We start from the raw sequence: 13151 nt of genomic DNA, 5'->3' as shown, positions 1-13151 counted from the left end.
GTACCTGCCACATTCCGTTCTTCCACATTGTTAACTCCCCCGTTAAAATAGACGGGAACCCCATCCAGACTGTCTATTTCTTCCCCAACCGTATGAAATGGATTCAGGTTTACTGTCTGTACCAATTTCCAAACTCCAAGTAATAAAAGGATTCCCACTGCCAATATTCCCATCAACCTTTTCCGGCTACTCTTCCCCTTCATTCAACTAAAGATAATAAGATTCAACCACCCTGCTTTCAGTCAATAAAAAAAGAGTAATTCAAACCAACGTTAAATCACTATTACAAAAAATTTAATCCGGAAAAAAAGATTTTCTTTCACCTAATTATCAACCTGATAGCCCTCAGGTAAACAACTATTTATTAACATTATCACAATTCATTTCGGACTGAATCCCCCAATAATTGAAGTATTCACCTCCATAACTTCCTCCTCCTTCATAGTTTCTTCTTATTTGTCCATACGACAAATAACATTTCCCCTCTTTTTTAACTGCAATGTCTACATCCAGATATTTGTATTGGGGATAGCCGAAATCATTCTTTTTTACCTGCCATACAGCTGAAGTAATAACCGTTCTTACAGGAGTTCCACTTTCCACTCCTTTTGAAGCCATTGCTTCATATTTTGTATTACTCATTGCTTTTCCACCCAATCGTACAGCATCAACCAGCTCTTTTTCGTATTTCGCACGATATGCATCACACTTTCCACTATCTATATACTCCCCTAACGTACTTTTTTCCTTATTCAACTTAGCTTCGATTTCATTTATTTTCGACTTATCTTTTAGCAGATATTCTTTTTTGAATTGAATCGTTTTAGATAACTCTTCCATTTTTTTGAAATGCGACTTTGCATTTAACAAGTAATCTTCCTCTCCACGAGAGTTAGGTTTGTGAGCATTTTTAATTACTCTATCTACATCTTTCTCCAGATCATCAAGTTGTTGATATACTTCAACTTCAAAGAAATTATCTACAGCAGTAATTCTTTTCTGTACATAATCCCCTTTATACTTTTCCGGTTGTTTTGTTTGAAAGTCTTCTTTGAAAGAATAGTACCCTGAATAAGACGGCTCTAACGTCTTATCATTCATTTCATGCCCCATGACAACCCAACGATAGTAACTTTCCAATTTTTTATCATAACCGGCAACAACTTCGTATTCTTTCATCTCAGCAGAACGCTTCTGTTCCAGATTTGTGTAGCTCTCTTCGAACTCCTTGTAGTAGCTCTTTTTATCCTCTCCTAATGATTTTAACTCACTCAGCCCCTCTTCTACCTTCTTTAAATCTTTGACAACCTGCTCATTTTCCGTTTCTCTATTTAGATCCCAGGTCGAACCATCGAGAGTCCCCTGAGCGGATTTTAAATTATCACGTGTTCTTGAATACGCTCTATACACAGGATCGTCAGGATTGTATTCCGGCTTTCCATCTAACTTATCTTTTAGATTACCTGAACTTTCATTTGAATCCTTTTTAGTGATCTTAACTTTTGGTTTCCTAATAGAAATTTGTGCGTTTAAAGGCTGTGTATATAGCCCGCCAATAGCAAATACAAATAATGTTACATATAAGTTTACTGTTTTCATAAGTCGATATTTATAGTTCAAATCTATAAATATATTCCGCTAAATACTAATAGATTAAGTCTTTTTCATAAATAGGTAGCCTGTATTTTTAGTCTGTTTTTCAATTACATTCACATACAAGATGATCTTGTACAGCCTACAATTATTTCCTAAACACTAAAACAATCACGAATCAAAAAGAGATCTTTCTAATGGTATCACCAACCAAGATCATTATAAACAAACCTCTTTATCTCGATCTGATTCCTGAAGAAATAAAAGCCTCTCTCATTTGGTTTCCGAAGAGAGTATCCTGATAAAAAATGCCTGCTGTCAGTACACTATTGTTTACTTCTGCTCTTAAAATTTCTATATGCTGGATAAAACCATACCAACTCGCTTTTACCCTGTAACTTGAAAAATCATATCCATTCACCTTGACCGTAGCGGAAATTGAATCAAAAATAACATCCGGAAGAATAAAGTTAGCCATTACATAATGCTCTTCATTCATGAGCCTATTGGCTTCCTTAAACGTTTTTTCTACCTCTGAAAACTGTTCCCGCTCCTCAGTAGTGATAAAAAAATAGTCGAATTCGGAATGTTGAATTACCAATTGTGTAGTGGCTCTGTAAAACGAACTCAAATCCAAATTACTCCCCATATTTTGTGCTTCTAGGTTGGTCAAAAGTTCATTCCACCAATGAGCGGTCATTTCCCTAAAAGAATCCGGATAATGAATTGTCAACTCCAGTTGATCTGTGCGTATATGTCTCTGTCTATAGTTATCAGAACAACTAACGAAAGTAAATAGTGTTGCTGTAAACAAAGTCTTCAGGAAATTACAATTCAATCTCATATCTATCCTACCCAATTGCCTTTTAGAAAACTATTGAACAAATACAATTGTAGAAGTACATTCATTAGTAAGACAGTTATCTGTAACCAGATACTGAACTTAAAACGAAAAAAAACAAGCGACTGAACAACTAAAAACAAGGCAACAAACGAGTAATAGAAAACCGGTGCGTGATTCCATTCGACAACACTTGAAAATGGGAACCCAATAACCAGTAATGTCAAAACTATGAGTAAAAGGAATACGGAAATATTTTTGAAAGAAGGTACACTTTTCCTTATTCGTTTCACTAAAAGGTAATGAAGAAAAGGACTGCAAAATACATAACGGTTCATGCTGAGCAACGAAGTTCTCCCCTCCTCTTCCGGATGAAAAAATAAAACATACACCAGTATCATGGAAATATATCCAAGGCTGATTAGTTCAATGGCGTCTAACTCCGTCTTTTTCTTTTTAACAACAACAGATAGTACCTCTTTCAAAAGAAGAACACCGGAAAACAGTGTGAAGAATAAAGCAAAAGCATCTAGCCAAAGGATTCTGGCACCCCGCCAGGTTGTAAAAGGCAAAGAGGGAATTCCGAATCCATGATTCCAATGTTCTACCTGGGACTTACTATAGGCAAAAAAATCTCCCGTTTGCATACCAATCACCCCAAACCCTATACCAGCCCCAACAAGAACGCATAACAATAAACTAATGTAGCGCCACTTCGCCTTCGTTTTCCACCCTTCCTTTAGCAAAAAAGCCAGCACAATTGCCGGAATCAGAAAGAAGAACATGGGGCGTACAAATGAGGCTCCTATTCCAAACACCAGAAGCCAGAGCACTTTTTTAGTATTCCATGCATAGATAATTCCTGCTCCAAAAATGTAGAACAACGCTTCTGAATAGGGTGCAAAGAAGAAAAAGACGGAAGGTAATGTTATCAGATATAACAGTTCAAAAGCAGATGCCCGCACCTGTTTGATCAGAATAAATACTCCAGAGAAGAAAAGAAGAGCATTGATCACAGAAATCCCCGAAGCTCCCAGACCGGACATTCTCCAGAGTGTTGGAAATCCGGGAAAAAAACCTGCATTGCTCTGTTCTGTTTCCCGGTATACATACCCTCCATCCACAATTGACTGATACCAGGAGGCATCCCATTGAATCAGATTGAAACTCCCGGGAGCTTCTGTAAGTATTCCGGTTGTATACAAGGCAAAATACAAAGTAATCCAAGCTGCTACGAATAGCAGCATCTGAATTACACTATTTGATGCCCCCACTTTTTTCATTTACCAGTGATGCGCTTCTTCATTGAACCATTTCCCCTGTACCCGCAAAGTTTGTTCGATCACATCTCTGACGCAATACCTTCCTCCATTATAAGGAGATTGATAATCCGATATTGCTTTAATTTCTACAGCTGCATCCTGCGGACAGGTCGCTACTCCCGCTCTTTCCATAACCCGGTAATCCGGAATATCATCTCCCATATACAACACTTCATCATCCTGAAAGCCATACTTTTTCTGTAAGTCCTGATACACTTTCAGTTTATCTGATGAGCTTAAACGTACTTCCGTTGCCCCGAGGTTCATCAAGCGTTTTTCAACCTGTACAGAACTTCCTCCGGTAACAATTAAAATCCGATATCCCATTTTTGCAGCATACTGTACCGCATAACCATCGCGGGAATTTAAAACACGAACAATATCATGCTCCATTAGGATTACGTCTCCATTGGTAAATACCCCGTCCACATCAAACATAAACGTGGTAATCTTGTGTAATAACTGTTTATAACTCTTTTTCATACGTCTTTTTTATCGAAGCACTGAATAATTCGTACAACTTCTTTTGTATTCCCTCCAAGCGGGATATATGTTTTGAAAGTACAATATCATCTCCTCTCCTTGCAGGACCGGTTTGTGCATCATACGGAGATATATGGTTCAACTTGGCTGCTGTTTCTTTTATAAGAGGCAATAACAATTGAAAATCAATTCCCTCTTTGCGAGTATATTCTTCCGCGAGATAGTACAGGTGATTCGTGAAATTATTCACAAAAACAGCAGCAAGATGCAATTCTCCTCTGGTATCCGAGTCAGCTGTTTCAACTCTATCAAACAAACTTTCTCCAAACACTCTCAAAAATGAAAGTACCTCATCCGAATTACTTTCCAGCAAAATCGGAACTGTACGCATATTCTGAACCGGCTCACCGGAAAAGGTCTGTAACGGATAAAAAACGCCTATATTTTCTTTTCGTTGAAGATCCTTCAACCCTATACTCCCCGAAGTGTAGGCTACAGTTACCTCAGAAGGTAATTGCTCTATCACCTCATTGATTTGTCGATCTCCCACACAAACAATGATCAGATCAACATCCGAATTATCTTTAATTTCAGAAAAATAACGAAAGGAAAAATCAAAGCCTTTCGGTACTTCCGCTCCGTTCCGTAAAAAAATATGCTGTACCGAGATTCCGGAATTGCGAAAGTAAACCGACAAAGCCCGTCCCACGTTTCCAAAACCAACAATACTCACTTTCTTTTGCATTGTTTTTATCCGCTTGTTTTTACCTCGTAAAGATATATAAACCTACCCGTTCCTCACAGCTATGAAGGATAAACAAGTCCTTTCCTTTATTTTTTACTGCAACTTTGTACATTTGTACGGTATGTCAACAGATGAAAAATACATGCAACGTGCGCTGGGACTGGCTCAACTCGGGGGGGCTTATACCTACCCGAATCCACTTGTCGGTGCTGTAATTGTACATAATGATACAATTATAGGTGAAGGATATCATCAAGTGTGCGGAGAAGCCCACGCTGAAGTAAATGCCGTAAACTCAGTACGGGACAAATCGTTACTTGCCGAAAGTACCATTTATGTAACACTGGAACCCTGTTCCCACTATGGAAAAACACCTCCCTGTGCGGACTTACTGGTTCATCATAACTTCAAACGAGTTGTTATTGCTACTGTTGATCCTTTTGCACAAGTAAACGGAGCTGGTATTTCAAGATTGGAAAATGCAGGCATTGAAGTAGCAACAGGAATTTTAGAAAAAGAAGCCCGGTTACAAAATCGTCGCTTTTTTACTTTTCACCAGAAAAAACGCCCGTATATAGTTCTGAAATGGGCCGAGTCACAGGATGGCTTTATGGACAACGCTGATCCTTCAAGAACCATTAGTTGGATAACCGGACCTGAATCGAAAGTTCTCGTTCATCAGCAACGCTCGGAAGAGGCTTCTATACTGGTAGGCTGGAAAACGATTCAAAACGACAATCCTTCTCTCACTGTGCGTGAAATTAACGGTAAAGATCCACTACGAATCATTATTGATCCACATTTGAAAGCAACTCCGGATTCTGTAATCTATACCGATGGAAAGCCCGTAGTTATTCTAAACGAAGTCAAAGAAGAGAAAGCTGGAACGATCCATTATTACAAAATAGATTCTCTTTCGCCTGCTTCTGTTTGTGAAGCGTTGTATCAACTCGGTCAGCTTTCTGTTTATATCGAAGGAGGAGCCTATACCTTGCAATCTTTTATCGATTCAGGGTTATGGGATGAAACCTATCGGTTTATCGGTCCTGTCAAATTTGGAAAAGGAACGATAGCGCCTGTCATAAAAAAAGCTCCTGACAACATGCAAAAGATTAATGGGGATCGGTTATTCTTTTATAAGAATCCGGAATAACCCGAATTTACTTTTCTGACTTTTTGTTCGCATTCGTAGAAGTCTGGTTATAGATTTTCCCGTACCACTTTGCGATCGTCTTTTCAGCAGGTTTATCCTGTGGCGTGTAATCTGAATTCGCTTTTAACCCGGTGTAATGTACTTTCTCCGGATACCATTTCCATAAAAAACCACCGGCAAACCATAATTCATCCCAAACTGCCTGAAACAAACCTTCGTATCCATTTACCTGAGCCTGTAAATTAACATTTAAGGAATCTGATACCCACTCAATCTCCCATTGTTTCCAAACCGGTTTATCAATACTCCGGTATCCGTATTCAGTGAAAATAATTTGCTTTCGCTTCCGGTAGCTAAAGTCCCTGAGTTGATTCGCAAAATCGATCCAGATTGTTTTTACTTCGTCCACAGATGGTGTGACCGTCTCTGTAACCGGAAAATAAGCATCAACCCCAATGTAGTCCAACTGATCCCAAAACGGAATACGCATGTAATCATCCCAGTTAGCAGCGTACAACAACTTTCCTGAATACACCGAACGGATTTTTCGGATGATACGGATAAAAAACTCCGGACGGTTTTTAACTGCTGATTTCAGTTCGGTAGCAAAGCAAAACATTTCAATTTTATGATCTTCTGCAAACTGTGCCTGTTCCATGATGAACTGCTCGTAGTTCTTCTCCCATATTTTCCAGCCTTCTTCTTCAAAAGTAAGTGTCCCTGCCCAGCCGGAACCTTCAACCCAAAAGTGTGGTTTCAGCATCAGTTTAAAACCATATTTTCTTGCATCCTGAACAACAGATACCATATTTTCAGGAATATCTGCCCACCAATTGCGCTCGGTGCGATAATGAATAACCGGATCGGTCTTACTATCCATGTAGGCAAAAGGAGTCAAAGCGATCCAGTTTGCCTGAATTCGTTTCAAAGCAGGAATACCACTTTCCGGTTGCGGTCCGAACTCAGCTGACGCCAAATTTACGCCTCCTATTTTCTTGTACTGTGCTGATAACGGAAATGAAGTAGTTATCAGAATAACCAGTACGGTAATCCAATTTTTCATTATCCGTAGTAGTGTTTATCAATCAGCTTGCGGATCACCAGCTTATCAATTGGGAAAGTAAATTCCATGCTTTCCAAACGATCTCCGGAAACCCATTCAAAATCAATTATCTCTCCTTCATTCGCGACATGAGGTTCCAACCTTTTCGCTACTTTCTTCACATAGTAGTAAACGGACAGTACCTGATCGTCCGGGTTGAGAGATGAAATCTGGAAATAATCTGTCAGGTAAAACAGTTCATTTACTTCCACTTCCCAATTCAGTTCTTCAACAAATTCCCTTTCGAGTCCTTCTTTCAGACCTTCTCCCCATTCCAGTCCTCCGCCGGGTAATTTTGTCATATTCATGTCCCCCCGGGTTTCATGCGCAACAAGTAATTCTTTTTTGTCGTTAAACACAATTCCGTATACCCGAACGTTGAACTTCTTCATTCCTGCTATTATTTATAGCGTCTTTTTTGCTTTCGGTAGGATTTAAGTTCTCCTTTTCCGTTGGTATATCGACGCTTGGAAAATTCAGGTTTAAATATGTCTTTGGAGTACCCGATTGTGATTTCATGTGTTCCCCCTCCAAATTTGTTATAGGCACCAAAAGAAAATCCGTAATTGTATAAAAAGCGCAGCCCATTGTCAAACAGGTAACCAATTCCTGCCATTACTCCGATATTGGAATTAACACCGGTTGTCAACCACAGCCCGTTATTAACCATGAAATTCAAATCCATAGAAGCATACAACGGTGTATTTGGTGTGAGACTGAAAGCCATCGTAGGATAGAACATAAGCTTTTTGGTCTGCGCTACTTTAACTCCACCAATCAGGTGATAAGTTCCTCTGTCAAGATCTGTAACAATTCCTTTCTCTGCCAATCCGTTATTAAAAAGATTGGGAGCTGAAACTCCGACAAAAAAACGGTCTCCGGCAGCATATATCCCCGCTCCGATTGAGAAGTGATGTACAGATCTGCGTGAGTATAAAATCGGATCATAGGTATCGTTCAGGTATCCTTTGACATTCATTGTCTGATTTCCATAGCCTACTCTGGCTCCAAATGCCAACTGTGCTCTCTTTCCTAAATTCAGTCTATATCCGTAGGATCCGCTGATCTGGAAAGTATTGTTATTGGCAATATTATCATTAACAGCCACTAATCCTACCGTGTGGTGATCTCCGATATTGTATTGTCCCATAGCTGCATGGGTATTCGGAACACCTTTGTAATTCATCCACTGAACACGGGAAGTTACCTGTGCTGAAATCGGAGAACGGTGATTAAAGTATGCCGGGTTAATGGTTTGTGAATTAAAAATATACTGGGAAAAATGCATACCGGTCTGTGCTATTGCACTCCCTCCCAAACATATCATCAGGTATAGTAGACCTCTCTTCATCACTTTCTCTTTATTAGTACACTCCCTCGAATTACTTCGGGGTGGTCTTTAATTTGTAAATGGTAAAAATAACTTCCGTCCGGAAGCTCAGAACTTCCTATTTGCATATCTGCATTAGCAGTCCCGTCCCAATCATTGGCATAATTCTCAGCCTGATAAACAATATCTCCTCTTCGGTTAAAAATAAGCAAACTGTTTTCCGGGTGGTCTTCAATTCCTGCAATTACAAACGTATCATTCAATCCATCTCCATTCGGAGAAATAGCTACCGGTACATTAATAATAAACGGAGCCACTAACTGAAAAGAAGCTGTATCCACGCAACCGTTAAAATCAGTAACCATTACCCAATACTCACCAACTCCCAATCCTGAAACAGAGGAAGTTGTTTCTCCGGTAGACCAAAGCCATACATAAGGAGGTGTTCCTCCTGTTGCTGTCACCGAAGCCGCCCCATCTTCTGCATCCTTTGAAGACACATTATGTCCTCCGGATAAAACAAGAACATTGAGGTCTAAAACAACTCTCGTAGGTTCAGTTACGGTTGTCTCTCTCGAAACGGGACAGTCATTTGCATCTGTTACAATTACACCGTATGATCCAGCCGTAAGACCAGATATAGAGGTTCCCGTTTCACCTGTCGTCCAAAGATATGTGTAAGGAGCTTGTCCACCGGTAACATTGGCTGTCACACTTCCTCCCGCATCTCCGTAACAAAAAGGCTCGGTACTGGAAAGTGTAATCTCAGGAAGCGGTGGTAAAATAATGTCAAAGTAACAGGATTCTACATTTCCTCCTTCATCGGTAACAATAATCTGAATAGTTGTTGTTTGATTAATAACCGTTCCGGGAGCCTGTACCTGATTAATAAATGTCATTCCATCACTTTCCAGGATCACAACTTCTCCTGTGTAATCGCCGATAGCAAAACCACAACCGGGTTCGAAATTTTCATTTTTATCTGTCGGACATGTAACGACCAATGCAGATAATGCCTGATTTGTAAACAATAATGTCATCAGGGTTAGTATCGTAATTCGCAAATGCATAAACGTCTGGTATTATGGGTTTAAAATACGCTGGATATCCGGTCGGAAATAGTTTTCTCCTTTCAGAACTTTTCCGTCTTCTCTGTATATCGGTTTTCCGTCAGCTCCCAGCTTACTCATATTCGAACGCTGAATTTCTTCAAACACTTCAACGATTTTATGTTGTAGTCCATGTTTGAGAATCGTCCCGCACAAAATATATAACTGATCTCCAAGCGCATCCGCTATCTCAACAAGATCTCCTGCTTTTGCAGCTTCCAGATACTCTTCATTTTCTTCCCGCATCAGGTTGTAACGCAGTTCTACCTCTTCCGGATTCAGCCCCGTTGTTGGTTCGTAATTGTTTGCAATGCCAAATGCGTCGTGGAATGTTTCAACTGCCTGTAGTGCCTTTGCTAATGTATATGTATCACTCATATCCGAAAATTTTGTTCAAAATTAGTCAATTTATCAGGGCTACTGTAAAATAACGTGAAGAGGATTACATTATTTTACCATTTATCAGTACGGTATCAATTGTATTCTCACCGAAAGAATATGGGATATATGCCAGTGAGGGAATCTCTTTTGTTATGATCAGATTCGCAACTTTTCCTTCTGAAATTGTTCCGTGTGTTTCTGATAATCCCATGGCGTATGCCGTATTAATCGTCATTGCATTCAATGCTTCTTCCGGAGTAAGACGCAATTTAATACAGGCTAACGACCATAAAAACAGCATATTTCCACTGGGCGTAGTTCCCGGATTAAAGTCTGTAGCCAACGCCAATGGCAAACCGTTATCCAACATCATTCTCGCCTTTCCAAAAGGAATGTTTAAGAAAAAAGAACAACTGGGCAATACGGTCGGCATACAGGAACTTCCTTTCAATACGGCAATATCTTCTTCACTGATTTCCTCCAAATGATCCACGGATAACGCACCGTGCTCAACAGCCGCCTTTACTCCTCCTAAAATAGAAAATTGATTGACGTGAATTTTAGGAATCAATCCGTATGCTTTACCTGCATTCATTACTTCAACCAACTCTTCAACCGAAAAATAACCTCTTTCGCAAAAAGCATCGATATAGTCTGCCAGTCCTTCTTCGTGGATAACGGGTAACATTTCCTCTTTGATCTGTCGCAGGTATTCCGGATGATTTTCTTTCAATTCTTTCGGGTAAGCATGTGCTCCCAAAAATGTTGACTTAATGGTTAACGGGTGATTTTCGCGTAACCGTTTAATGACACGCAACATTTTCAGTTCAGCTTCAGGAGTTAATCCATATCCGGATTTAATTTCGATCGCTCCCGTTCCTGAGTACATTACCTGATCCAACCGATTCCATGCTGATTTGTACAGTTCTTCTTCATCTGTTTCCCCCAGCACACGTGCAGAATTGAGTATTCCTCCTCCTTTTGCAGCAATTTCTTCGTAACTCAGCCCATTGATTTTATCCACAAACTCTTCTTCTCTGCTTTTTGCAAATACAATATGTGTATGACTATCACAGAATGCCGGTAGAATATATTTCCCACTGGCATCAATTACTTCAAGGTTACGCCAGTCATCAATCCCAAGCATATTTTCCATAGGTCCGTAAGAAAGTATTTTCCCGTTTTCTACTGCCAAAAAAGCATTTTCGATTACGGGTAGTTTTTTCATCTCCTTTCCTTTCACTGTCCGGGGTAAGTTTTCCCCCGCCTGTACCAAACCTTTTATATTCTTAATCAATAACCTGGACATTCTTTCGCTTTTTACTGCAAAAATAGGAAATAAAAGAGGTTCTAAGAAAGGGTTTAGCGCTTAAATCCTTTGCTATTATTCGAGTCTACACTTTCCTCTTGTTTTTGAAAAGTAAACCATACCTACATCCCTTCCTTTGATTTATAGATTAATGACTATTTTTGAGCAAATAATCCGATGTATGAAAATTATTAAGAACTATATAAACGGAACCTTTATTGATGCTGAGAATGGTGGTTTTATTGACAATATAGAACCGGCAACCGGTCAGGTTTACGCCAAAATTCCCCAATCCGGATCTGCTGATGTAGAAAAAGCTGTAATCGCGGCAAAGGAAGCGTACACAATTTGGTCCAATATGCCGAAAGAAGATCGTTCATCCATCATGATGAGGGTTGCCCGGGGTATTGAAAACCGCATGGAGGAGTTTGTTCATGCAGAATCCAGAGACAATGGAAAACCGCTAAAACTCGCTGCTCATGTAGATATTCCCAGAGCTGTTTCCAATTTTGAGTTTTTTGCAACAGGAATTCTTCACTTTGCATCGGAATCTCACTATATGGAAGGTGTCGGGGTTAATTATACACTGCGCAAGCCTATCGGGATTGTGGGATGTATTTCTCCGTGGAATCTTCCGCTTTATTTGTTTACCTGGAAAATTGCTCCTGCATTGGCAGCCGGAAACTGTGTTATTGCCAAACCATCAGAAATAACGCCAATGACAGCGTATCTCTTATCTGAGGTTTGTAAGGAAGCCGGTATGCCGGATGGTGTATTAAATATTGTACACGGATACGGACATGAAGTCGGTGATGCGATGGTTCGCCACAAAGACATTAAAGCAATTTCTTTTACTGGCGGAACACAAACCGGAAAAACGATTGCGAGTATCGCGGCCCCCATGTTTAAGAAACTTTCGCTTGAATTAGGTGGGAAAAATCCGAATATCATTTTTGCAGATTGTGATTTTGACGATATGCTTTCGACAACGATGCGTTCTTCGTTTGCGAATCAGGGACAGATTTGTCTGTGTGGTTCCCGTATCTTCGTTGAACGCCCGATTTATGAAAAGTTCAGAAACGCATTTGTCGAGAAGGTGAAAAATGCAAAAGTTTCTTACCCGGAAGACCCGCAAGCTCATATGGGAGCGGTTGTATCCGAAGCACACATGAACAAAGTATTGTCCTATGTTGAATTAGCAAAAGAAGAAGGTGGTACCGTACTTACGGGAGGTGAACGGGTTATTCTTCCTGCACCTTATCAGGATGGGTTCTATCTTGCTCCAACAGTTATTGAAGGACTTTCTTTCGACTGTCGTGTAAATCAGGAAGAAATTTTTGGTCCGGTAGTTACGATCATGCCTTTCGACACGGAAGAAGAAGTTATTGCCATGGCCAACTCTACCGAATATGGACTCAGTGCCACTGTATGGACTTCTAATCTCAAAAGAGCACACCGGATGGCCGATCAGTTACAAAGTGGTATCGTTTGGCTTAATTCATGGCTAGTTCGTGATCTCCGGACACCTTTTGGAGGAATGAAAGCTTCCGGAGTCGGTCGCGAAGGAGGATGGGAAGCTCTTCGCTTTTTCACAGAAGCAAAAAATGTCTTTATCAAACAATAAAAATAGGCATAAGCGCCGGGATATTTCTCCCGGCTTTTTTTATTCTATTTGTCTGCACCCTGGTTCTTTTTTACTTTTAGTAACCGAAACCACCTGTACAGAAGAACAATCCGACACGTAAAAGAGGGTGCTGACAGACAGTTGCCTGGATAAGTGCTT

The 13151-nt window shown here is 40.1% G+C and carries 13 protein-coding genes; 2 read left to right on the top strand and 11 right to left on the bottom strand.

Features of this window, described 5'->3' with window-relative positions; all coding sequences use genetic code 11:
- Positions 1–357 precede the first annotated feature (357 nt).
- From AC4PL9_RS13270 to AC4PL9_RS13250, 5 genes are all read right to left on the bottom strand, one after another.
- Positions 358–1599 carry a hypothetical protein gene (locus AC4PL9_RS13270; RefSeq protein ID WP_491605229.1) on the bottom strand — a complete coding sequence of 414 codons (1242 nt, stop codon included), beginning with the start codon at positions 1597–1599 and terminating at the stop codon, positions 358–360.
- 229 nt (positions 1600–1828) lie between these two features.
- Entirely contained in the window at positions 1829–2437 is a 609-nt protein-coding gene (locus tag AC4PL9_RS13265; protein ID WP_491605228.1) for a hypothetical protein, read from the bottom strand.
- Positions 2438–2439: 2 nt separating this feature from the next.
- Complete coding sequence (locus AC4PL9_RS13260; RefSeq protein WP_491605227.1) at positions 2440–3717, bottom strand: hypothetical protein; 1278 nt, start codon at positions 3715–3717, stop codon at positions 2440–2442.
- Positions 3718–4239: a KdsC family phosphatase gene (locus AC4PL9_RS13255; protein ID WP_491605226.1), complete on the bottom strand. Its 522-nt coding sequence runs from the start codon at positions 4237–4239 to the stop codon at positions 3718–3720. It abuts the gene before it with no gap.
- A complete protein-coding gene (locus AC4PL9_RS13250; protein WP_491605225.1) occupies positions 4223–4984 on the bottom strand; it encodes a Rossmann-like and DUF2520 domain-containing protein in 762 nt (253 codons plus the stop codon). Before AC4PL9_RS13250 ends, AC4PL9_RS13255 begins: the two co-directional genes overlap by 17 nt.
- A 121-nt stretch (positions 4985–5105) precedes the next feature.
- Here AC4PL9_RS13250 and ribD point away from each other — a divergent pair, with 121 nt between their 5' ends.
- A complete protein-coding gene (gene ribD, locus AC4PL9_RS13245; protein WP_491605224.1) occupies positions 5106–6137 on the top strand; it encodes a bifunctional diaminohydroxyphosphoribosylaminopyrimidine deaminase/5-amino-6-(5-phosphoribosylamino)uracil reductase RibD in 1032 nt (343 codons plus the stop codon).
- 7 nt (positions 6138–6144) lie between these two features.
- On the opposite strand, the gene AC4PL9_RS13240 is transcribed toward ribD, so the two are convergent.
- The 6 genes from AC4PL9_RS13240 to hutI form a co-directional block, all read right to left on the bottom strand.
- A complete protein-coding gene (locus AC4PL9_RS13240; RefSeq protein WP_491605223.1) occupies positions 6145–7200 on the bottom strand; it encodes a glycoside hydrolase family 113 in 1056 nt (351 codons plus the stop codon).
- On the bottom strand, positions 7200–7631 hold the full coding sequence (locus AC4PL9_RS13235) for an NUDIX domain-containing protein (protein WP_491605222.1): 432 nt from the start codon (positions 7629–7631) through the stop codon (positions 7200–7202). The genes AC4PL9_RS13240 and AC4PL9_RS13235 overlap by 1 nt, the downstream gene beginning before the upstream one ends.
- 8 nt (positions 7632–7639) lie before the next feature.
- Entirely contained in the window at positions 7640–8590 is a 951-nt protein-coding gene (locus AC4PL9_RS13230) for a PorP/SprF family type IX secretion system membrane protein (protein WP_491605221.1), read from the bottom strand.
- The gene (locus AC4PL9_RS13225; RefSeq protein ID WP_491605220.1) at positions 8590–9639 is read right to left on the bottom strand and encodes a T9SS type B sorting domain-containing protein; all 1050 of its coding nucleotides are present in this window, start codon (positions 9637–9639) and stop codon (positions 8590–8592) included. Before AC4PL9_RS13225 ends, AC4PL9_RS13230 begins: the two co-directional genes overlap by 1 nt.
- Before the next feature lie 12 nt (positions 9640–9651).
- The gene (locus AC4PL9_RS13220; RefSeq protein ID WP_343787965.1) at positions 9652–10056 is read right to left on the bottom strand and encodes a pyrophosphohydrolase domain-containing protein; all 405 of its coding nucleotides are present in this window, start codon (positions 10054–10056) and stop codon (positions 9652–9654) included.
- Between the two features lie 64 nt (positions 10057–10120).
- A complete protein-coding gene (gene hutI / locus AC4PL9_RS13215) occupies positions 10121–11368 on the bottom strand; it encodes an imidazolonepropionase (protein ID WP_491605219.1) in 1248 nt (415 codons plus the stop codon).
- A gap of 181 nt (positions 11369–11549) precedes the next feature.
- On the opposite strand from hutI, the gene AC4PL9_RS13210 reads away from it, so the two are divergent.
- Positions 11550–12992 carry an aldehyde dehydrogenase gene (locus tag AC4PL9_RS13210; RefSeq protein WP_491605218.1) on the top strand — a complete coding sequence of 481 codons (1443 nt, stop codon included), beginning with the start codon at positions 11550–11552 and terminating at the stop codon, positions 12990–12992.
- Positions 12993–13151 lie beyond the last annotated feature (159 nt).

The sequence above is a fragment of the Wandonia sp. genome (genome assembly GCF_984588085.1).
This window is presented reverse-complemented; position numbering and strand designations above follow the sequence as displayed.

Excerpts from the sequence above, each read along its gene's own strand:
- AC4PL9_RS13270 (WP_491605229.1), bottom strand. The coding sequence starts at position 1,599 with ATGAAAACAGTAAACTTATATGTAACATTATTTGTATTTGCTATTGGC.
- AC4PL9_RS13265 (WP_491605228.1), bottom strand. The coding sequence starts at position 2,437 with ATGAGATTGAATTGTAATTTCCTGAAGACTTTGTTTACAGCAACACTA.
- AC4PL9_RS13260 (WP_491605227.1), bottom strand. The coding sequence starts at position 3,717 with ATGAAAAAAGTGGGGGCATCAAATAGTGTAATTCAGATGCTGCTATTC.
- AC4PL9_RS13255 (WP_491605226.1), bottom strand. The coding sequence starts at position 4,239 with ATGAAAAAGAGTTATAAACAGTTATTACACAAGATTACCACGTTTATG.
- AC4PL9_RS13250 (WP_491605225.1), bottom strand. The coding sequence starts at position 4,984 with ATGCAAAAGAAAGTGAGTATTGTTGGTTTTGGAAACGTGGGACGGGCT.
- ribD (WP_491605224.1), top strand. The coding sequence starts at position 5,106 with ATGTCAACAGATGAAAAATACATGCAACGTGCGCTGGGACTGGCTCAA.
- AC4PL9_RS13240 (WP_491605223.1), bottom strand. The coding sequence starts at position 7,200 with ATGAAAAATTGGATTACCGTACTGGTTATTCTGATAACTACTTCATTT.
- AC4PL9_RS13235 (WP_491605222.1), bottom strand. The coding sequence starts at position 7,631 with ATGAAGAAGTTCAACGTTCGGGTATACGGAATTGTGTTTAACGACAAA.
- AC4PL9_RS13230 (WP_491605221.1), bottom strand. The coding sequence starts at position 8,590 with ATGAAGAGAGGTCTACTATACCTGATGATATGTTTGGGAGGGAGTGCA.
- AC4PL9_RS13225 (WP_491605220.1), bottom strand. The coding sequence starts at position 9,639 with ATGCATTTGCGAATTACGATACTAACCCTGATGACATTATTGTTTACA.
- AC4PL9_RS13220 (WP_343787965.1), bottom strand. The coding sequence starts at position 10,056 with ATGAGTGATACATATACATTAGCAAAGGCACTACAGGCAGTTGAAACA.
- hutI (WP_491605219.1), bottom strand. The coding sequence starts at position 11,368 with ATGTCCAGGTTATTGATTAAGAATATAAAAGGTTTGGTACAGGCGGGG.
- AC4PL9_RS13210 (WP_491605218.1), top strand. The coding sequence starts at position 11,550 with ATGAAAATTATTAAGAACTATATAAACGGAACCTTTATTGATGCTGAG.